Origin of the sequence: Legionella cincinnatiensis (genome assembly GCF_900452415.1) — a bacterium.
GTDB lineage: Bacteria > Pseudomonadota > Gammaproteobacteria > Legionellales > Legionellaceae > Legionella > Legionella cincinnatiensis.
This window is the reverse complement of the sequence record NZ_UGNX01000001.1, coordinates 1,553,433-1,574,674: the sequence shown is the minus strand read 5'-3', so window position 1 is coordinate 1,574,674 and position 21,242 is coordinate 1,553,433. Positions and strand designations below refer to the sequence as shown.

The following is a 21,242-nucleotide window of genomic DNA, read 5'->3' as shown; positions in this document are numbered from 1 at the left end:
ATGGTTAATATAGTTTTTAAACAAACCCAAAGGAATTTTCTGGATGCGATGGAGGCCAGGTATGACTAAAATGCCTGATCATCAAGCCTTATTTTCTACCATCTCAATAACTCTTTTTCCACAAGTTTTTATTGCCTTTATTAAAGTTTAATCTTTTATTGTTCAGCATAAGGAGGTGCCTTAATTGAACAATAAATTCATTATTTACCGTTCTTTGAGGAGCAATGGTGCTAGCTTGATGAAGAAGAAAATCATTGACGAAAATAATTTTATTCATATCGAAACTAGATAACTCCTCGGTCTCTTCTTTAGTTTCAAATAAAACCGAAGATTCGATCAGTTTATATAATTTCGCGCGAGTTTCATTATTAGTAGTATTAAAGTACAAGTTTATAAGATCTGATGAGATACCAAAAAGTTTGATCTCATAAAGTAAATCCAGCAAGTATTGCGACTTATACTCATCCTCAAAATATAAACTAGCTAATGATAGTATGAATTTAGCTTTTGAATCATCAGTTATGCTGCTCTCTGAAAGATAAGTAAATGTTAGTGCATCAAGGCGATCTACATTGTCATTAATTAATGCATCTTTAATTTCTTTTTCCATGTCCGTATCAAGGGGAATATTATAAGGAGTTGGCATCATAGAAAGTGGAATATCTTTACCGTTTCTCAGATGTAATAAGCTTATATAAAGCAAACGTGGCGTGATAAATAATCCTGTATCGAACTTAATACCTGGGCCATTATCAAAAAGGTACCTTATAAAGGTATCACAACGAAATCCAATAGGTTGTTGATGGTATTGTTTTATAAATTTGCCATCAATGTACTTATACCTCGAAATAATCTCACCATTGCTAACATGCCAGCTGAAGTTATAGCTTATGGGGATACCTGCCTCTAATTTTTCTAATAAATCAATCAAAGACTCAAAAATCAAATGTAAATCATTATCTTTTAAATAAAGATGCGATTTAACTCCAAATTTTTCACCCCAATACCCACCTGGAACAGTATTTACGAAGTTATCAATAGTATTTAAGTTTATTACATTTTCATTATTGAGTACTTCAAAGGTGTAGATAGGCATTTTATCACCAACATCAAGTGGAGTATCATCGGCATTCCAATTAAATCTGAAAACTAGTCCCACATGACCCTGTAGTTTTATCATTGGTATTGAAGAATTCATATCTCTAGCAACAATGTCGCCTGAGCAATGTTCTTTGTCGACTGTCATACAACCAGCACCAGTGAATATTGTATTTTTGGGGCATAAATAGACAGGATGAGCTTTCAATTTGAAAAAATTAAAATGTCCACTTTCCGATGAAAAACAGGATGCTTGAGCAGTAAGTGTTTTTTTAATTTTAGTCAGATCATAATTTGAAGTAATACTATCCGAAATAGCATCAGCGCTGTAATTTACATCCCATTTGCAATCAGGAAGCGATGGAAGTTTGGAATAAAAAATAACTGGAAACTCATTTTCATTATGGAAATCCATTGGAGTATTAATTGTAATTTTAGCTGAGTCTGCACAGGTCTCTTCATCTTGAATAAACTCATAGGGTTCATATTCTGCAAATGAATATCCTATAAATTGGGGGTATACTTTAATAGCCTCTGAAGCAAATAAATTACAAGATAGCATTATATGAACAAATAAGATTTTAAAGAGTTTTTTCACGAATATTTCCCTATATGACGACCATAATCTTAAACTTCGGGATTATATAATAATCGTTTGGTGTTGACTCACTTATTTTTCATAAATGTCTATAAAAGCACAGTGGTAAATTGCCCAATTTATTTATTTTTGCGACTCTTATTTTTGTTAATTATTCCAAAAATTTTCCGTCGCACATGGTTATCAGGTTGGAGTCCTTGCCGCTCCAGCTGATCATGTGCATTATCCTGCAATAGCACTTGACCTCTTCCGGTGAGCTGAACCAGATCGCATTGGGACAGGTTTCGCAGGCTGTTATGATCTTTGGCTGGCGAGCCTTGTCTAATGCTAAAAGCGTTGGGCTTCGTGCTCCGATTTCCAGTGGTTGTTCCAATAGCTTCATGGCTTCTTGGAGTTCCTCTTCGATGGTATTGCCAGTTTGATCTTGATTGTTCATGAGATTTCTCCTTTTCAAAGTTCAGTTTTTGACATTGATTTTCCAAATCAAAATCAGCAAAAGTGATCGGCATTTGATATTGAATGACAATTTGCAAAATAATCTTTTTAAATAGTGGAGACCCGTTCACACAAATACAGTCACCATAACGCTGTCTTGCCATCTCCAATGCTCTATTCAGTGCAGAAATAGACCCACCCTTAGAAATGATAATTTCTTTTCCATTGTCTCTAATAACACTGTTATCTTTTTTATAAATCTCAGTGCCTTCTTTAGTAACAGAATCGATTTGTCCAAAATTTAAAGTAGTAAAAACTGAGTCTGCACCTGAAATGGTGTAATCATGATTATTTTTACGATTACGATAACGCATTGCCACTAAGGCATCCTGGTCGACGCTTTGTGCTTTTTGTTTTAGCCAATCAGCCCAGGTTTTGTTTTGATAGGAATCTAATAGCCGGCTACGTTCTTTGGCGTAATTTTTCCTTATGTTATCAATTTCATTAAGCAGCGTTTTGTTTATGTGACTATATAGGAATTTTTTCTGTACTTTAGAGAGGTTCATTAATTTCAAAGCCGCTCTTTTAATTCGACCTCGCTTTTTAACCTTTTCAATAAGTTTCGTTCTGGCCTCTCGCAAGTTTTTAAGTTGGTATGAGATAAAGTGTTTATTATGGGATTTTTCGTGCTTATATTTGTCATACAGAGCGGAACCAAGTACTTTTTTATTTAATGGTTCATAACGGTAAACATTGGATGCAGATGCATAGTCATTTGAGTAGGATGATACAAAGGAGCCTAGCTTGGATTCAAAATTTTTTTTAGAAAAGCTTCTGGAAATTGAACTAGCTTTAACAGTCATCCCTTGCACATTGCAGAAAACAAAACCATTAGCTTTAGCACGTATCACCAACCCATGTTCTGCCAAAATACTATGAATCTCCTGCCAACTACTGGCTGCATCAATTTTTTCTTTACAGTGAGGCTTCATCCAATTAATTAAACTTTCAATACCTGAGTGATGTTCCATATCGTCTGCAAGATTTTCCGAACGGTTTTTCCGAGTTTGATGATTGGTTATTTGAAGGCCTAATTCAATTTCCAGCTTGGAGGCGACCTCTGCAAAATTCTTATATGCTCTGTAAGGTTCAATCATATTAAAGGTTTGAGGATGAATTTTATTAATCGCAACATGAATATGAAGATTATCTGTATCATGATGAACAACTGAGATTCTTTGATGTTCTTTAAATCCAATCGACAATGCCACCCTATCTTCAATTTCCTGTAAAACTTGAGCCGAAGGGTTTTCTCCTGGAGCAAAGGAAATAAGCATATGGTAAGTTTTATCTCCTGTAGCTCTTTGATTTTTAGCTTGTGTTGCTAATACCTCCTGAACAGCCCAAATGGGATCAAGACTATTACAGTTTGATAATCTGATCTTACCCACTCGCTCCTGTTTGTTTTGTTGATTACACAGGTATTGAACAAGGCTCGAAAAACTACTATGTCTTGTTTTCTTCATAGGGATATGGCGAATAATCATAATTTTTTCACCACTTCCAACATTGCATCTTGGGTGGTTTGAATACGATTTAATAATGTTTTTACTGTTTGGAGGTCAAAATGCGCAACGCGTTTATCCTGAGTCAACCATAATTTTAACAGTCCACCAAGCCGTCCTAAGTCCCCATTAATTTTGGCTAGCTGCAGTATATGATCTTTATCAACACTACTTTGAATTTGATAACCGAGACTAATACGTCTTAAGTACTCGGCAATTGAAAGGCCGGCAGTGGCTGCATTCGATTTAATTTGAATTTCTTCGGAAGGCAAGACAGGTACACGAAGATGGCGACCATTTTTTCTGGTAGGTGTTTTAAGCTTATCGTCCATAAGGATGCTGACCTCTTTATTAAGTGGTTATGCAATCCTTTGGGTATTAATTTGACCTCAAAACACAGGTTTTTCGTTGAGCACCGAAGGTGCGAATAAGACTTGTGAGGTTTGGTAGCCAGCTTGCTGGTTAGCTAACTTCACCTATCTTGCCCTGCGTTTTAAGTTCATTTAATAGCATCCTATCAGGTAATTTTATGTAATTTCAAGACCCTTTGTTTTAAAACTAATTTAATTTCGAATAATTACCAATTATTACGATAAATTACATATTTATACGTTTATGATGATGCTTAATTACGCCAAAAGGAAAGAAAATAACTTAATTAATTGCATAACAATAAAATAGTTTGTACCATCAGAAAGAGAACAATAATAAGTTGACGGTATGACATGGGAAACTCCCTCAGCGAACGAATCGCAGCAAAGCAAATGGTAAGAAAAGCCTCTGCTAAATCTGTAAATAAAGCCGCATTTCTTGCTTTAAAAAATGATATCGCTTCAGCTCTAGCTGACGGCTGGTCTATAAAGCTTGTCTGGGAAACCTTAGTTGAGGAAGGTAAAATCTCATTTTCATACAAAACCTTTTGTGGCTATGTAGCACGTTTGATTGCTGCAGAAAAAAAGCCATCTATTCAGGAGAACACCAAGGAAGATGAAAAGGCTAAAAGTAAAGCAAAAAATGAAATTCGCGGTTTTACTTTTAATCCCAAACCCAACCTGGAGGAACTCTTGTAATGGCAAAAATACATATTACACTGCAGGGAAAAGGCGGTGTCGGCAAATCATTTATTTCAGCAACCACAGCTCAATACAAACAGCATAAAGACCAAGCCCCACTTTGCATTGACACCGACCCCATCAATTCTACCTTTCATGGCTTTAAAGCCCTCAACGTCGATCATATTCAAGTCATGAGCGGTGATGAAATCAACCCCCGTCTTTTTGATGTCCTCATCGAAAAAATTGCCTCAACAACTAATGATGTAGTCATAGACAACGGTGCCAGTTCTTTTGTACCGCTATCTCACTACCTCATCAGCAACCAAGTTCCAGCTTTGTTAAAGGAATTAGGCCATGAAATGGTGATTCATACAGTCATCACCGGTGGCCAAGCCTTATTCGATACCATTAATGGTTTTGCACAGCTGATTGACCAGTTTGCAAATGAAGCACAATTTGTTGTCTGGCTTAATCCCTATTGGGGAGCCATAGAGCATGAAGGAAAAGCATTTGAACAACTGAAAGCCTACCGAGATAACAAAGACAGAATATCAGCATTAATTCAAATCCCCGATCTGAAAAAAGAAACCTACGGCCGAGATTTAACTGAAATACTTCAACAAAAGCTGACCTTCGATCAAGTCCTGGGTACGCCAGAGAAAAGCATTATGACCCGTCAACGCTTAAAAATCGTTCGCGATCAACTGTTTGGGCAGCTGGATAGCGTCAGGGTGATCTAATGTCAGAGAAACTCGATAAAATTATTCAAGACATCACTGTCAAACATGGTGTACTTTTAGGTAAAGACGATCCAATCCTCATGCTTCAGACAATGAATGAACAACTGATTGAGGAAAATCGAAAAGCCCAACAAGATTTGCTAGTACAGTTCCGAGAGGAAATGGAAAGCATTTCCTCACAATGGAGAGATGATGCAAAAGAAAAAGCTGAAAAGGTTCTCAATGCGGCATTAGCTAGTAGTAAAGAAGCTATAACCAAATTGCTGCACGAATCTACTAAAGAATCGGTTCAAGCTATGAAGAAGCTGATCTCGGATTCATTGAGTGAAGCTCATTCCTTCACACGAAAGACACAAAAATTCAGCCAATTTGCATTGGTATCATCAGTCACATTGTTTGCTGTCTCTTGTATGATTCTCTTATTATTTTGTCAATAACTTTCTTGTATTATTAAGCCCCCAATTGGGGCTTCTTATTTTTATCAACTAAACTTAATAACATAAATAGGTTAAACCCAATACTTGTAGAGACAGGGATGGCAAAGCTACTTACTAAATCCAAGTTTAAGATGGCTTTAGAATGTCCAACTAAGCTCTGGTACTACGATCGGCCTGATGAGTATACAAATAAACTGGATGAAGACTCTTTTCTAAAAGCATTGGCTGAGGGTGGCGCTCAAGTAGAAGCCTTGGCAAGATATTACTTTTTAGACGGTATATCAATTGAGACTTCAAGCACAAAAGAGGCACTAGAAAGAACCCAAGAGTTAATTCAAAGGGATTCAGTAACACTATTTGAAGCCTCCTTCCAACATCAAAACTATTTCCTTCGCGCTGATATTCTGCAGAAAAGACCAGGACATATCAAAATAATCGAAGTTAAAGCTAAATCAATCAGCAAAAAAGATGAAGCTAAGATGACCACTAAAAAAGGAACAGTAAGTTCAGAATGGCGGCTCTATATTGCTGATATCGCTTTTCAAAAGTGGGTACTCGAACAACTCTATCCTTCCTTCACTATAAGCAGTTACTTAATGCTTGTTGATAAAGATACTATTTGTCCGACTGATGGCTTAAATCAAAAATTTCTGGTTCAAAAAGACTGTAATGGTAAAGCTATTGTTAGCCTAACCACGCCAATAACTGAAAAAGACATATCGATAAAAATATTAAGAGAAGTAAATGTTGACTATCACATAGAGTTACTATGGAAAGAAAAAAATGACGAGGGACAAACAGTAAAAGACCAATTCCATCATTTCAGCAAAATATATTTCAGTGAACAAAAATTTCCACCTAAAGCAAAGAAAGAATGTGGCGATTGCAACTGTCTCTGACGAACTCTTATCTGGCTTTAGAGAATGTTGGTGTGAAGCTTTAGGATATAAAGAAACTGACTTTAATGATCCAACCATTCTGAACTTATGGGATTGCCGAGACAAACCGAAATATTTCAAGCAAGGACTCATCAAGCTAAAAGACATTGATGAAACAAAATTCAAAATTACGGAACCAGATAAGTCTGGTATTTCCAGAACACAAAGACAATGGCTACAGATTGAGAAGATTAAAACTCAAAATCATAGTATCTGGATTGACAAAGAAAACCTAAAAGCTGAACTTGACTCATGGCAATACCCTCTTCATTTCATTGACTTCGAAACAGCTATGCTACCCATCCCCTTTAATAAAGGAGCTCATCCCTATCAAGGCATCGCTTTTCAATTCTCTCATCATATATTCAATGAAAAGGGTCAAATTGCTCATGTGGGCCAGTATCTTAATTCGGAGCCTGGTGTTGATCCAAGCATCGAATTTGTGCGCCATCTAAAAAAGGAATTAGAAAATGATGATGGCACAATATTTAGATATAGTAATCATGAAAATACCTATCTCAACTTCATTCTTGAACAACTAGAACACATGATTGAGCCACCTGATGACAAAGAAGGTTTATGTGTCTTTATTCGTTCCATCACAAAGTCACCGTCTGATAGCAAAGTAAAATGGGAAGGACCACGTTGTATGGTTGATATTTTGGAATTAGTTAAACGTTTTTATTATGATCCTCTAACTAATGGTGCTAACTCAATTAAACAAGTTTTTCCTGCAATCTTAAATCGATCAGATTTTCTTCAAAAAAAATATAACCAACCCATTTATGGCGCTGCCAATGGAATTCAAAGCCATAACTTTATAAACCAACGCTGGATAGTTAGAGAGAATGACAGAATAAAAGATCCTTACCATTTGCTACCGCCAATCAATAAAGATATCTCTGATGAAGATGCGGTGTTTCTATTTGATAGTGAAGACTTAAAAGAAGGTGGTGCTGCAACAATAGCTTATGCAAAATTACAGTTTACAAATATGAGTGATTTTGAACGAGAAGAGCTTAGAAACGCTTTATTGAGATATTGCGAGTTAGATACATTAGCCATGGTTATGATTATTGAGGCATGGCAACATATGATCCAAGCCTAAACTCATTGTAACTTTAACACAGGGATTAGTTTACCCTTACAGATATACATACACTTTTAGTTTAATTAAACATAAAAATATAAACCAAATCGCCTGGCTACCTATGTACTACTTAAGCCAATGTGCCATTTTTTGTAGCAAATTAACAGAATCCGTGCCTTGAAATTATCATTCACTACACTATAATTTCCAGTTTCCAATTTGGAAATCGGAAACCAGCATGCTATAATTCCATTAAAATAGACTGGAGCTTTGCATGCTTAAAGGGCAAGACATAGCTATTCTCATTAAATTGCTTTTAAAAAATAATAATAAAGAAAAAATTGAGTTTAAAAGCATAGCTTATGAGCTTTATATCAGCCAATCTGAAGTGACTAAAAGTATTAAAAGGCTAGAAGCTACAAAACTTTTAACGCGTTATTCGGATGATAGCATTGAATTACATAAGCACGAGCTTATGGAATTTTTTGTCCATAGTGTGAAGTATCATTTTCCAGCGGAAATTAATATAGCAACACGCGGCATGCCAGCGGTCTATAGCTCCCCTCATTTTAAAAAATTAATCATGAGCGAAGAGTCCTATGTATGGCCCTATATTAATGGTGATACAAAGGGGCTTGCCTTAACTCCTATATACAAAACATTACCCAATGCTTTAGATAGAAGCCCTGATGAGAATTTTTATGCCATTATTAGCGCGCTTGATCTAATCCGCTTAGGTGGGAAGCGAGAAAATAAAATTGCAAAAGAACTATTGGAACATTTTGTATGGAATCAATAAGGGTTAAACAAAACAATGAAGCACTTTATAAGGCAGCAACCCTTTTAAAAGATCTAAATGAACAAGTTGTTTATGTCGGTGGCAGAATCGTTGGGCTATTGATAACTGATTCAATAGAAGATGATGTACGACCAACCTATGATATTGATGTCGCTCTGGATTTAGGAAGAACTGATGTTGTTGCCCATTATTCTTTACAGAAAAAACTGGAAAGCTTAGGTTTTAAGCCGGATGGGAATGTCAATTGCAGGTATGTGTTAGATGATTTTATGATTGATGTCATGTACACCGATGGTGCTTTACAAGGAATCAATTCAAATTGGTATCAAGCGGGTTTTGACAATGCAATTGAGATTCAAATTAAAGACAAAAAAATCAAAATACTCAACGCTGTCTATTTCATTGCTATAAAGCTTGAGGCATTTACTGATAGAGCCTATAAGAATAATGATTATTGGGATTGCAAGGATTTAGAAGATATCATCAATGTTATTAATGGCAGGCCTGAATTATTAGTAGAAATAATGAATTCACCAAAAGATGTTGTCCAATTTATTTCAGGATACTTTAAAAAGCTCATTGAAGATCCTAAATGGTTAGAAGCGATAAAAGCAATCGCTCGGCTTGAACGCTCTAGAAATATTGTTCTGGGTGCAATAGAAAAAATTAGCGCTTTGTAAATTAGATATTCAAAAGCCAGCTTTTGATTTTATTTAAAACAAAAAGGTTAAATTTATTCTGTGACCAAAACGTGTCTCAACTGTGGTAGCACTACGCTGTAATAGGCAGTTTTAGGCAGTTCCTGATGAATTTGACGCTTCGCAAGATATTGATTTATAACGAATTTTAAACTAGAGGAGCAGGCTTCGAACCAAGGTGTCGGGGGTTGATCATTGGTATGTTTCCTATGGCCTTAGGTTTAGGCGATGGAGGGGAGCAGAATGCTCCGTTAGGGAGAGCTGTAATTGGTGGACTATCCTTTGCTACTATAGCTACACTCTTTTTTGTCCCCTCTGTTTTTTATGTGATTCATGAGCGCAAATTGAAAAAGAAACAAAAACAAGGGAACGAGCATGCTTAAAAGAATTCACACTCATTTACAAAACCCCAAGCATAGACGAGTTCTTATGGGGCTTTCAGTGTTTTTAATGATTCTACTCATTATCTTTTTCATGCGTATTGCTGCAGCTATTCGTTTGTGCAATGAAACTATAGCGAATGCTGTCCCTGTAGTAAAAGTAATTACAGCACAACAAGAAAAAGGCATTGATCGCATTATTCTACCAGGCAATGTGCAGGCATGGCATGATTCCCCTATTTATGCACGCACAAATGGATATGTTAAAAAATGGTATGTGGATATTGGTAGTCGTGTGAAAAAAGGTGATTTGCTTGCTGTTATAGAAACGCCTGAACTTGATGCACAAGAGCGTCAGGCAAGGGCAGATTTAAAAACAGCAATTGCTAATAATAAATTAGCACAAATTACAGCTAAGCGTTGGCGTTATCTCCTGAAAACAGAGTCCGTATCAAAACAAGAAACCGACGAGAAGGTGCTGACTGCAGTGGCGCTTGACGCTGCTGTTTTTGCTTCTAAAGCTAATCTGCAACGTTTACAAGCTCTAGTTGGTTTTGAACGTGTTATCGCACCATTCGATGGGGTGATTACGGATCGTGCTACGGATATAGGTGATTTAATTGATTCGGGAAGTAGTTCTTCACTCCCACCTTTATTTCGTATTGCTCAAACCAGTCCCTTACGAATTTATGTAAAAATCCCACAATATTATTCTACCCGGATTAGACCTAATATGACGGTAAAGCTGCATTTTACTGAGCGCCCAAAGCAGACATTTACTGCCAAATTATACCAAACGGCGCATGCTATTGATCCTAAAACGCGTACTTTACTGGCTCAATTTACTACGCTTAACAAAAGTGGAGAGCTGTTGCCTGGGCTATACGGAGGTTTGGTTTACTTTGGATATTCCACCTAAGACGGTGATGTTACCGGTTAATACCTTATTGTTTCGTGCTCAGGGTTTACAGGTGGCTTCTTTAGATAAAGACGATAAAGTTGTATTAAAGTCAATTACTGTTCGTCGTGATTTTGGCTCGAAGCTTGAAATTGCCACAGGCGTTCTGCCAGGTGATCGGATTATATTAAATCCTTCGGATGGTATCACCAATGGAGAAACAGTGCGGGTTGTTTCATGAATAAATTCGTGAGCATAGGTTTATTGATTTTTGCATTGACAGGTTGTTCGTTAGCACCAAATTATCAACGCCCTGCGATGCCTATTCCAGATCATTTTAAAGAGCCAGGACAATGGATAGAAATTAAATCAACACCTCGACTTGTTACACCGGATGGTTGGTGGGAAGCCTTCCATGATCCTGTTTTAAATGATTTACAAAAACAACTTAATTTAGCAAACCAAGATTTAAAGTTAGCTTATGCTCGTTTTCAAGAGGCCGTTTCTCTAGTTCAAGTGGTTCGCTCTAATTTTTATCCTACAGTCCAAGGTTTATTGAACGGAAATAGAGAGCAAACGTCACAAACTATAGCAAATTCTGCTTCTAAGCCTCTTTTCAATAACATTTTATTGGGTGGTTATCTCACTTATGAAGTTGATGCTTGGGGAAGTATTCGTAATGCAGTCAAAGCAAGTGAAAGTCTTGCTCGAGCAAGTGCTTCTGATATGGCTTCAGTTCGTTTGAGTTTACAGGCTGAACTTACAAATGATTATTTTGCGTTACGAGGGACTGATGAAGCACAACGTATCTTGGATACTACAGTTATTGCTTATCAAAAAGCACTTTATTTGACAAAACATCGATTTCAAGGAGGAGTTGCGCCGGTCGCTAATGTTGATGAGGCTGAAACGCAATTAGAAAATGCAAAAACATTAGCCGCTGACAACCGGTTACAACGAGCTCAGTTAGAACATGCAATTGCGGTTTTGGTCGGACAAATACCCAGCAATTTTTCATTAGCTCCAGGCAAACTACCCAAGAGTTTTCTGGCAATTGGTCCTAATTTACCTTCAACTCTTTTAGAACATAGACCAGATATTGTGGCAGCAGAATCCTGCGTACAAGCGGCGAATGCAAATATTGGTGTTGCGCGCGCAGCTTTTTTTCCTGCGATTAACTTAACGGGAACAGGAGGTTTTCAAAGTCAGAGTTTTTCAAATCTGTTTTCGAAGCCTAGTCTTTTTTGGTCTCTTGGACCTTTTAGTTTATTAACGTTATCCCAACCTTTAGTTCAGCAAGTGATCTTTGATGGTGGTCGTTTACGTGGATTATTGAATCAAGCGAAAGCCCAATACTTTGAAACAGTAGCACAGTATCGGCAAACGGTACTTACTGCGTTCCAAGACGTTGAAGATAGTCTTATTGCCATTCACCAGTTAGATAAAGAAATTCATACTCAAACAGCGGCAACTTATGCTGCTAAAAGAGCCTGGAATCAGAGAATATATCGATATAAAGGTGGGTTAGTTACTTTTCTGCAAGTAGTGGTTGTGGAGAATATCGCACTGCAATCAGAACTTTCATTGGTTAATGTAAGTACGCGTCGCCAAGTTGCCAGTGTGCAATTAATTAAAGCCCTAGGGGGCGGTTGGTCTTTGGATATGGGACAAAGAAGAACCACTTCAGCGCACACAAAAAAAACTCACTCCAATCAAAATAAGAACGGAAGTTGATTGTGTTAATGCTTCCTTTTTTATTTCCCTGCAGGTAAAAAGCCAACCCCTATCCGTTCAGTCAATGGCGTCAATCAGGATGAGGTTTCGGGAGAGGAAAGAACGTCGCCCTCTGCGAAAGCGGGGGTCTAAATAACTTGCCAAACAGTAAGCGCTTTATTTCTAGAACAATTGGTGTTCTTTGAATCTATAAATTCTGTGTATATTTTATACTAAGACTTCCGCCGCTTTCGCGGCGTTGTTGCGTGGATAAAATTGTAGGTTCGACCTTGGCCTAACTTGTTAAAACTAAAACAGATAGGCACTATTTTCCCTTAACTTATGTTTCAATTTGCCTTACATTGTTTAGATAAAGGCCACTCTATCCATGCAACAACACTGCTTTCGCGGAGGGTGACGACATGTTTAGTAAGGAAAATTCGTCCTTAAGCGACGCCATTGCGTGAATGCTGACGATTCACCATCCTCGTGATTTCTTACCCCTGAAGGTGATCCTTAAATAAACATTAACAGTTCACAACAATAACCGAAGAGGGTATTGGGTATTGTCTTATTCCTTTAATAAAGCATTCATCCTGCTTATTTAAAATGAAATAAAGAGACAATGGAACATAGTTTATTATGAACACTGTAAATCAACTTCAAAAGATAATAAAACAATTATCACTGTATCAAGTATCTCTCGATAATAGTTTACTATTTAAACTTACTAAAGTGTGTATCCGCAATGAGGAGGATCCACTAAAGCTGATTGCAGTAGTGGGTGATTTACAACATGCGGCGTATAAAGCGATAGAAGAACAATATGCTAAATTTGATCCTAACGCAAGTAAAGACGAACAGATCAAATTTTATAAAAATATAATCCATATTAAAGCTCAATTGAGAGAGTTGGAATTTGTACATTTGGAGTTAACAAAAGAATTAAATGAAAAAAAACTTATCTACGTTAAAAATGAAGAATCAATTTCGCTTAATGAAAAATATATTTTAGATGGACTCAAAGAAAAAGCACCAAAAGAAATCGTACGAGAGAATTATTATCAATTATTGGAAAAAATAGGCGAAAATAAGAAATTAAAAGAAAGTGATCGAGCATTTATTAATTCACTTCTCATGCAAATAATCGCCAGACCAGAAGGCCAAAATTTGATTGTTAAGCTCAATTGGTTGTTAGAAACAAAAGCCGCAAAACTAAATATGGCTCCCAGCCAAGAGTTTGGATGTTCCTCATCATTAGCTGGAGCAGCAAAAGAACGACTGGATTATTTAGATAGTTCATTAGATGAACCGTCATTAAAAAATATAATAAAAAAAGCAACAATGACCTCAGAAGGTACAAAAGATGTCTCAGTTCTTATGGATATGAATTATCTCAAATCCATGGCATTTTTAAATACTGAGTCGTATGCATCTCCTGAAGTCGGATTAACTGATCTTGGACCACCATTTATTTTATTAGCCCATGAGTTGATTCATGCTACTCATAATGTAACAGGAAGTGCACGAGGGAATTTTAATTCATTTTATGAAGGGATTGATAAAACCGATGATTATTTGCTAGGACTGCTTTATCCAAAGGAAAGTGATAAAAAAGTAGGTGATGCAGCAGAAGAATACTGGACCATTGAGGCGGGTCAACTCTGTGAAAATAGCTTGCGCCGAGAGAATGGATTTTCAGACCGAACGGGCCATGTATCTGCAGAACCGGGAAATGACGCTATCCGTGATTTGTACCATATAGGACTCGCTCGAAATTATGATCCTGATATGTTAGAGAAATTAGAGGCGCACTTTAACGAACAGCAGAAACGGTCGCCAGAGGAGCTAGAGAAAATTGATGAAGAGGATAGTGACGTTAAAAATATATTGAAAATTGAGAAATTTCAATTACAAATATGTTCGGTACCCGATGTTATTCACGAACTGAAAAGAATGTCTCGTTCTGTAGATCGTTCTAATAAAATTTTTGACAAATGGAGAAATGATGCCCCAGCACGGGAACACTTTTCACCCGAAGAAAATTGGATGTCGTTATTAACCACACTACCAATTACCCTCACTAAAACATTAATGGCGGTGTGTTCTTTAAATAAATCTGGATTAAGTCAAGATGAAAACATACAGTTGTGGAAAGATGCTCTTTCCGAAATGGAGGCCAAGCCTGAAGATCTACAAAAAATAATTAACAGTTTACAAACTTTAGAGCGAGCTTTCAGTTCCTGCATGCCAGCAGATTTTAAAAATGATCATATGGTATCAATAAGTCGTTTTAGAGAGGCATTGGAAGAACATACGGCTTCATTGCAACATTCTTTTACCATGTAGCAGAGGGGTATTTATGAGAATTGATATATCGACCTTAAAACCATTATTTGATTTTTTACATGATCAAATGATCAAACAAGATAGTTTGGCAAGAAAAAAATGTTTTTCTCGTTATGCTGAGTATTACAGATCTATTTCAAATCATCTTGTTGAGGAAATAGTAATTATCCAAAAAAATGAAGCGTTAGTAATTAAGAAATTACTAGAGCAACAAACTTCTCTTCGTTTACAAGAGGAGAAACAAAACTTACTGTTACACATCAATAAAGTACTGAATAATACTGCTCATTATATGGCACTGATGCAGTGTGTTTTGGATAGCTTTAAAAATGGATTTGGTCATTGCCAAGAACATGCCTCACTAGTTAGTTTGGCCTTATTAAAGCTAAATGGGGTAAATTGCAGTCCTGTGATTGAAAATATTTGCATCCAATCAAAAAATTCATTAGAAAATCATGAGGTAGTGGTTTTGAATAGAAATGATGGCAGCGATATTCAAGATCCCAGAACATGGGGAGAGGATTGCTTGGTTATTGATTCAAGTAATTATTGGGTTGAAAAAATTCATAATATTCCTGAAGGAACCGCATTACACAATATATTAAAATTAGGTGTGGATATTTGTAACGTCAACATATCAGTACTACACCAAAATGATATGGAGCTCAATTTATTGACTCAGTTTAAGGAAAACCCGGAACATCCTTTTCATCGTATTGAAAAAATGACTTTTAATTGTTTCATGAAAGAAGTAACTGATTTTGTTGAGAAGCATACAGAAATGGTGTTATTTCCTACGCTCTATTTGGAAGAAGAAGAGTGTCGTTTTACGCCCTAACCCTATTTCCCCACTCATTAAACCTAGAAAAAGCAGTAATTGGAAGTATAAAAGTGTGTTTATGGATAAATGCGGATAATCTTCATGGTTTGGATCAATTTGATTTATTTGCACATGGTTGTGTGCGTTAGTGTTGAAAAATTCTGGACCTCATCATTGATCCTTAAGTATAAAAAAGATTATGCATAAAAATTGTTATTCAATGCAAAAAGCTAAATTATTAAATCATTATGTTATAACTGACAGCTTTTTACTTGATGAAAATGCTTCTCTTGATTAATTAACTCTTAAAAGAAAAAGACAACTTTATAAAAATCACTTTACAAACCTATAATAATTTCATGGAGGTGATAAACATGGAGTACATTTTGCTCAAGAGCTTGGCGGAAATGTATCTATTAAGGAAATTTTTAGGTATGCGAAGCCAAGCCAGGAAGAAATGCAATCAACCATTGAGGCGCTGTTCGAATAGTTTGAATATAGTGCCACGTAATGATGAGATTTATCTATGTTTATGAATAAGCAACTTATTTTAGATAATAAAAATATTTTTGAAATGCCAAAAGGGTATAAGAATTTTAAAGCACCTTTTTTCCATTTTGCAAAAGTAGCTTTCATAAACCTGACTTTTTGCACGATACAGAAGAAGTCTCTGATGATTCAGGATTAGCTGGAGAACTATTTGATGGTGAAGTTGAAGAAAAAAATCCCAGGCTACAGTGCTGTAACCAAAATGAGTTTTCTTTTCCTGATCAGTCATAAATCTCGGGATTTGTTATTAAATACTCCATATTAACTGATCTTTGACAAGATACACAGTCCTTTGTTGTCCTGCACTCTATATTATGACCTTTTAATCGCTTTGAGCAATTATACATAGTATTCAAATCATTATTTAGGTGAAAACAAACTTTGTTGCTCTTCAGTGATTTCAAGTTTTGTTTGTTCACATTTCTCTCTCATTTCATGAACTATATTTCTAAACTTATTTGTGTAATCTGTTTTTTCACATACACCCAGCTCTATAGCTGTTTTCTTCACCTCTGCATAAGATGTTGCTTCGTAAAAATTAAATCCAGTATTTACTTTTAGTTGAGGCGTTAATTCTTCAAAAAGAAGAGCAGCTCTCTCTTTGTTACTTAATGGTGGGTTAATTGAATTTAATCTTTCTACTGTATTGATGTAAGCTTCAGTTAAGTCAGTAGTTTTTTTAACGGATTTTTGGTCGGTTCTGTTCCCGAGTCTCATAATCTCAGATTCAATTTTATCTCTTAAAATCTTATATGGATCGTTTTCATTGGATTCAATCAAAGCATCTTGCTTTGTAAGGCGAGTTTCAGCATTTTTTTGTGCTAGAATAGATAGTCCTTGCATTAACTGGCCAATTGTCATATTCCGATCTATTACAACATTATTTGCTCCATCTTTTGACAGAGGTAATGTTCTATTAGGAATAATACCCCAAAGATCTCGTAGTAAATCAGTGGGTATCAGTTTGTCCTGATGTTTTAATATGCTCTCTCTATCACTTTTTGAGAATACATAAAACGTTTTATTTGTTATATCTTCGTCTTCTGGAAATATATTATCTACCGCAAAACTAAGTATTGCTTCATGTACATTCGAACATTCTCTAGGTATAACTTTAGTTCCAAGAGTTCTTGAAGCATAAAAATCATCTAGGTTTGAGAGTGATTGAGGTGCTGATACTTTGCAAACTTTATCCCTTAAAGCGATTGCCTCGTTGTAAACCGTTTGGGGATTGGTTGTAGTAAATCCTCTTGCAGGGGAGACTTCCGATACGGCACCATCTCTGCCTGCCTTTAATATACTTAAAGCAGTGCTCGAACAATTATGAGTATATAAGTCATAATCATAGCCTGAGTCGACTATTTTTCGCATTTGCTCCAACATAGCAGCAGCATTAAGTTCGTTTTCTCCGGCTCCTAATGGAAGCTGTATTTCCCCATCAGCTGGTCTACCACGACATAAGTAGTCGTCTTTATTATTAAAAAAGGTAAGACTTTCTATAGAAAACCGCTCATTTTCTTTGATGCATTGTTCGCGTAAGTTCTCTAATTTGACTTTTAATTGTCCTAGTTCGTTTAATTCAGTTAATTTGAGAAGTTCATTTTTAATTTCTTCAGGAATTTTTAGCTTCTCAATTTCTGAAGGCAAAATGTCAAGATTAGAGTCGTTAAGTTTTTTTAAAATATCATTAAGTGCTGTAACCAATTGCTTGTTTTCTTCTTTCTTCTCTCTTTGGTCAATTTTGTCCATTAAAACAAGCTTTTCTTTGTTTAATTGGGCTATTTTGTCTTGAACATTTTTCTTAATTTCAGATACGTTCAGCATATTATCTAACTCTTCCAGAGAAAATTTTCCTTTAGGAAGCTCTATACCTAATCGTTTAGCAGCAATCAAAATCGTTTTATTACTTGGATGATCCAAGTCAACAGTTTTTTTATTTTCTTTCAATGCATTGTATTTCTTCTCTAATAATTTTGCTGTTTCTAATAAATCATTACAATTTTCAATTTCTTTTACTTTAAGAATATACTGACCTTGAGGAGTAGAGAAATCTAGTGCACGTCCCTTTTCTGTTAATGAGCAAGCGGGAAATACACTAATGACTCTTTTACTTCCTCTTCTTTCTTCTAGCTCTGAAACCTCTAGATAATGTCTCTCTGTAGTATGATGACCAGCTCTCTCATAAATGGTATCGTCGCTGTAAGAGAAGTTTAGATGGAATGGGCTCTTTTTACCTGGGATGAAGCTAAATCTAACTATATATTCTGCTTCTTCAGTGCCATCATCTTTTTTCCGCATCTTTCTTTCAACAGGAATTTCAGGATCTTGATAGCAATATTTTTTTATAAGCTCAGAGTTTTCTGGACTATCAGGAAGCCTAATCTCAAGAGAAGCATGCCCAACATTTTCTCCACGATATTGGGTGCTTAAAAAATTCATTAATCCCGAACCACCATCAGGAGATGTTCCCCAGGTTTGCACTTTAACAATACCTTTACCTTGATTTTCTGATATTGATGTTTTCTTGCTTTCGACGATACCCATGATATGTTCTCCTAGCCATTTTAGAACCAGAATGTTTTTTCTCTGTTCATAGTTAGAATTTTATCGAGAGGGTCTTAAGGAAATATGTTTCTAAGTAATCAGATGTTGGATAGGGTATGAGGATTATCTATCGTTTCTTAAGGTTTTGTTCAGTATCAAAAAATCAGGGTATAAGAATTTTAAAGCACCTTTTTTCCATTTTGCAAAAGTATCATCACCAACAAATTTACAAAAACCTTGGTCCGTTTTTTAGATTTTCTCCAGACTTATGAATAATGAGCAACATTTCTTCTGAAATAAGGCGTTTGAGCGTTCTATTTATGAACATGCATAATTCAAGGACGACACAAAACCGCATAATTAAACTATGTTTTTTTCTTTATTCAGTTGTAATGGCAAGCCAGTTGCTTTTTTATCGTTACTGGAGGCGCTCGAATATCAGACGAACAATAGAAAGGTGTTTGTGATTTTTGCTTTTGCTCGATGTGTAACAAAATTTTATCAATGACCGCTCGTTCTTCAATCCAAGCAATGATTCGCATATTGCCTCGGCAATGACTGCAAATCGATACATCAATATTAAATACTCGTTTCAAACGCATTGCCCAGTTCATTTTGCTTCGACGCTCTTCAACATCCTCTATTTTTTGGGTGAAGAGTTCTTTTTATTTAATTTCCCCTCGCTAGTCACAGCAGCACGTTGTTTGCTGTTTGGTGCAAAGACGCCGTGAAATCGCGTTAAGTGATGACCTCGTGGCTTGGGTACCAGCGATGCCAGGCGGGCAATAAAATCCAGTGGCTCAAACACTACATGGGTAGTGCCATTTTTATACGGGGGTCTTTAATTCATAAGAAATCTTGCCATCCGGCAAAATCTCTAATCGATGAGTCGATACTGCGGGCCTTGCTATATATCGGCACAACCGTTCAACCTTATCTCGTTGGTGCGATTTGGCACTGACTCCAGCATGCAAGGAAAATCCACCTGACTTGGCTAATGACTCTCCAACAGATTCATCAAACTCATCCCGGGGTGGCAACGTCTTTAACGTCAAAACCTTTTGACCTAAACGTCGTCCTGTCGCAATTCGATAAATAATTGAACTCCCCTGAAGATGGTTCATAACATCGTCATCAGAGCCTTCCAACATCAAACCACCCTCTTCTTGGTCTCGCTCCAAAAATCCAGCACGCTCCAGTAACCTCATGATACGCATGCTGATTCGGCGTAACAGTAAATTCATGTCCTGATTGGAGGGGGCTTTAATTGTGTGAAATTGGATAGTATTTCCCTCAGAGTCAACTTCATAAACGCCATCCAGAAATAGCATATGAAAATGAATGTTTAAATTCAGGGCACTTCCAAAACGCTGAATCAATGTCACAGCACCTGTTCTGCCTGTCTTTTTCGACAATCCAGCTTTCTTAATCTGCCAGCTACTAATGGCTCTTGTTACTACCAAAAGCGCTTTGCTTAACATCTCGGGATTGCTTGCAAATAGCCAGCGTAATGGAAATGGCACACTCAATACCCACTGTCGTACTGGCTTTTCTGGTAATACCTCATCAACTAGAAGCGCGGCACTCTCTACCATGCGTTTTGCACCACAACTCGGACAAAAACCCCGGCGCTTGCAACTGAATGCTACCAGCTGCTCACGATGACAAGTATCACACTGAACACGCAAAAAGCCATGCTCAAGACGACCACATTTCAGGTAAGCTTCAAACTCATCCTGGACATATTGTGGAAGTGTCTTATCTGATTCAATAAGATAATCCAAAAACTTGGGGTAATACGCTTCTATTACTTGATAAAGTAATGTGTGTTCGGGTTGATGGCGTGCATATTCCATAGATGCGCGCACCAATAGCCCATTTTGAGTAGGCAGAATGTTGGACATAGGTTGGGGGCATAGCTTTCCATTGCGTCATGCAACCCTACCATACACATCATGCCGATAACAGTCCTTTATGCCGCGTCACTGCAAATGTATCTGCAGTGACGCAGCCTAAGGGCTGCGAAATTTTTCAATAAATTCAACCCACTATTCATCATTGAGCAAGCGCGTGCAACGCGATTGCTCAAAATAATCATTCAAAAGTACGCGTAGCCTGGTTGCTTGCAACCAGGATTTATCAAAGGGGCAAAGATTATCAGGCTTTTGTAATAATAAAGAGGCTATTTTATTGGTTGCAAGTTCACAAGGAAGAGCAAAAACCTCAGGGTCAATTACAGATGAGACAAAACTCGGGGCGGTACGTATTTTTTTATGCTGGCATTAAGGATCGACAATCAGGTGAAATCCTGGTTGCAAGCAACCAGGCTACCCGTGCTGTCTTTTTTACGTAATTTCTTATTACCACAATGAATACAGCGAACAACACATCGATAAGTGACTTCGATATAAACCGGGTTCTCTCCACTTACTTTTTTAATAGAATATCCAGGTAAATTTAGGATACAATCTTTCTTAGGCATTTTAATCTTCCTTTTGACCGTCAAATCAATGGGTTAGTCTAAACTAACTTGATT

At 36.7% G+C, this 21,242-nt stretch carries 17 protein-coding genes and 3 pseudogenes; 14 read left to right on the top strand and 6 right to left on the bottom strand.

Going from position 1 to position 21,242, the window contains the following annotated elements:
* Positions 1-103: 103 nt before the first annotated feature.
* The 3 genes from DYH34_RS06925 to traJ all read right to left on the bottom strand — a co-directional run bounded on the left by DYH34_RS06925 (position 104) and on the right by traJ (position 4,028).
* Positions 104-1,696: a hypothetical protein gene (locus DYH34_RS06925; RefSeq protein ID WP_058466154.1), complete on the bottom strand. Its 1,593-nt coding sequence runs from the start codon at positions 1,694-1,696 to the stop codon at positions 104-106.
* A gap of 119 nt (positions 1,697-1,815) precedes the next feature.
* Entirely contained in the window at positions 1,816-3,678 is a 1,863-nt protein-coding gene (gene traI / locus DYH34_RS06920) for a TraI/MobA(P) family conjugative relaxase (RefSeq protein ID WP_058466153.1), read from the bottom strand.
* On the bottom strand, positions 3,675-4,028 hold the full coding sequence (gene traJ, locus DYH34_RS06915; protein WP_058466152.1) for a conjugal transfer transcriptional regulator TraJ: 354 nt from the start codon (positions 4,026-4,028) through the stop codon (positions 3,675-3,677). The genes traI and traJ overlap by 4 nt, the downstream gene beginning before the upstream one ends.
* Before the next feature lie 393 nt (positions 4,029-4,421).
* Here traJ and DYH34_RS06910 point away from each other — a divergent pair, with 393 nt between their 5' ends.
* From DYH34_RS06910 to DYH34_RS18530, 14 genes and pseudogenes are all read left to right on the top strand, one after another.
* Positions 4,422-4,766: a TraK family protein gene (locus tag DYH34_RS06910; RefSeq protein WP_058466151.1), complete on the top strand. Its 345-nt coding sequence runs from the start codon at positions 4,422-4,424 to the stop codon at positions 4,764-4,766.
* Positions 4,766-5,491, top strand: a complete 726-nt coding sequence (locus DYH34_RS06905; RefSeq protein WP_058466150.1) for an ArsA-related P-loop ATPase — start codon at positions 4,766-4,768, stop codon at positions 5,489-5,491. Before DYH34_RS06910 ends, DYH34_RS06905 begins: the two co-directional genes overlap by 1 nt.
* On the top strand, positions 5,491-5,928 hold the full coding sequence (locus DYH34_RS06900; RefSeq protein ID WP_058466149.1) for a conjugal transfer protein TraM: 438 nt from the start codon (positions 5,491-5,493) through the stop codon (positions 5,926-5,928). Before DYH34_RS06905 ends, DYH34_RS06900 begins: the two co-directional genes overlap by 1 nt.
* Before the next feature lie 98 nt (positions 5,929-6,026).
* Complete coding sequence (locus tag DYH34_RS18340) at positions 6,027-6,827, top strand: hypothetical protein (protein WP_238589570.1); 801 nt, start codon at positions 6,027-6,029, stop codon at positions 6,825-6,827.
* A complete protein-coding gene (locus DYH34_RS18335) occupies positions 6,805-7,974 on the top strand; it encodes a DUF2779 domain-containing protein (protein WP_238589569.1) in 1,170 nt (389 codons plus the stop codon). Before DYH34_RS18340 ends, DYH34_RS18335 begins: the two co-directional genes overlap by 23 nt.
* 256 nt (positions 7,975-8,230) lie before the next feature.
* Positions 8,231-8,755 carry a LysR family transcriptional regulator gene (locus DYH34_RS06890; RefSeq protein WP_058466148.1) on the top strand — a complete coding sequence of 175 codons (525 nt, stop codon included), beginning with the start codon at positions 8,231-8,233 and terminating at the stop codon, positions 8,753-8,755.
* The gene (locus tag DYH34_RS06885) at positions 8,743-9,435 is read left to right on the top strand and encodes a hypothetical protein (protein ID WP_042234541.1); all 693 of its coding nucleotides are present in this window, start codon (positions 8,743-8,745) and stop codon (positions 9,433-9,435) included. The genes DYH34_RS06890 and DYH34_RS06885 overlap by 13 nt, the downstream gene beginning before the upstream one ends.
* Before the next feature lie 206 nt (positions 9,436-9,641).
* A pseudogene (locus DYH34_RS06880) lies at positions 9,642-9,836 on the top strand (efflux RND transporter permease subunit); the annotation flags it as partial.
* A complete protein-coding gene (locus tag DYH34_RS06875) occupies positions 9,829-10,752 on the top strand; it encodes an efflux RND transporter periplasmic adaptor subunit (RefSeq protein WP_238589567.1) in 924 nt (307 codons plus the stop codon). The pseudogene DYH34_RS06880 and the gene DYH34_RS06875, both read left to right, overlap by 8 nt.
* Positions 10,736-10,972, top strand: coding sequence for a permuted SH3 domain-containing protein (locus DYH34_RS18330; protein ID WP_238589566.1), 237 nt, complete (start codon positions 10,736-10,738; stop codon positions 10,970-10,972). The genes DYH34_RS06875 and DYH34_RS18330 overlap by 17 nt, the downstream gene beginning before the upstream one ends.
* The gene (locus DYH34_RS06870) at positions 10,969-12,465 is read left to right on the top strand and encodes an efflux transporter outer membrane subunit (RefSeq protein ID WP_058466146.1); all 1,497 of its coding nucleotides are present in this window, start codon (positions 10,969-10,971) and stop codon (positions 12,463-12,465) included. The genes DYH34_RS18330 and DYH34_RS06870 overlap by 4 nt, the downstream gene beginning before the upstream one ends.
* Before the next feature lie 621 nt (positions 12,466-13,086).
* On the top strand, positions 13,087-14,793 hold the full coding sequence (locus DYH34_RS06865) for a type III secretion system effector protein (protein WP_058466145.1): 1,707 nt from the start codon (positions 13,087-13,089) through the stop codon (positions 14,791-14,793).
* 13 nt (positions 14,794-14,806) lie between these two features.
* A complete protein-coding gene (locus tag DYH34_RS06860; RefSeq protein WP_058466144.1) occupies positions 14,807-15,631 on the top strand; it encodes a hypothetical protein in 825 nt (274 codons plus the stop codon).
* Positions 15,632-16,261: 630 nt separating this feature from the next.
* Positions 16,262-16,393, top strand: a complete 132-nt coding sequence (locus DYH34_RS18530; protein ID WP_274519451.1) for a hypothetical protein — start codon at positions 16,262-16,264, stop codon at positions 16,391-16,393.
* Positions 16,394-16,522: 129 nt separating this feature from the next.
* Here DYH34_RS18530 and DYH34_RS06850 read toward each other — a convergent pair whose 3' ends face one another.
* The 3 genes and pseudogenes from DYH34_RS06850 to DYH34_RS06830 form a co-directional block, all read right to left on the bottom strand.
* Complete coding sequence (locus tag DYH34_RS06850; protein WP_058466143.1) at positions 16,523-18,706, bottom strand: hypothetical protein; 2,184 nt, start codon at positions 18,704-18,706, stop codon at positions 16,523-16,525.
* Between the two features lie 383 nt (positions 18,707-19,089).
* Positions 19,090-20,610: pseudogene (locus DYH34_RS06835) on the bottom strand (transposase).
* Between the two features lie 431 nt (positions 20,611-21,041).
* Positions 21,042-21,188, bottom strand: a pseudogene (locus DYH34_RS06830) (ISL3 family transposase); the annotation flags it as partial.
* Positions 21,189-21,242: the final 54 nt, after the last annotated feature.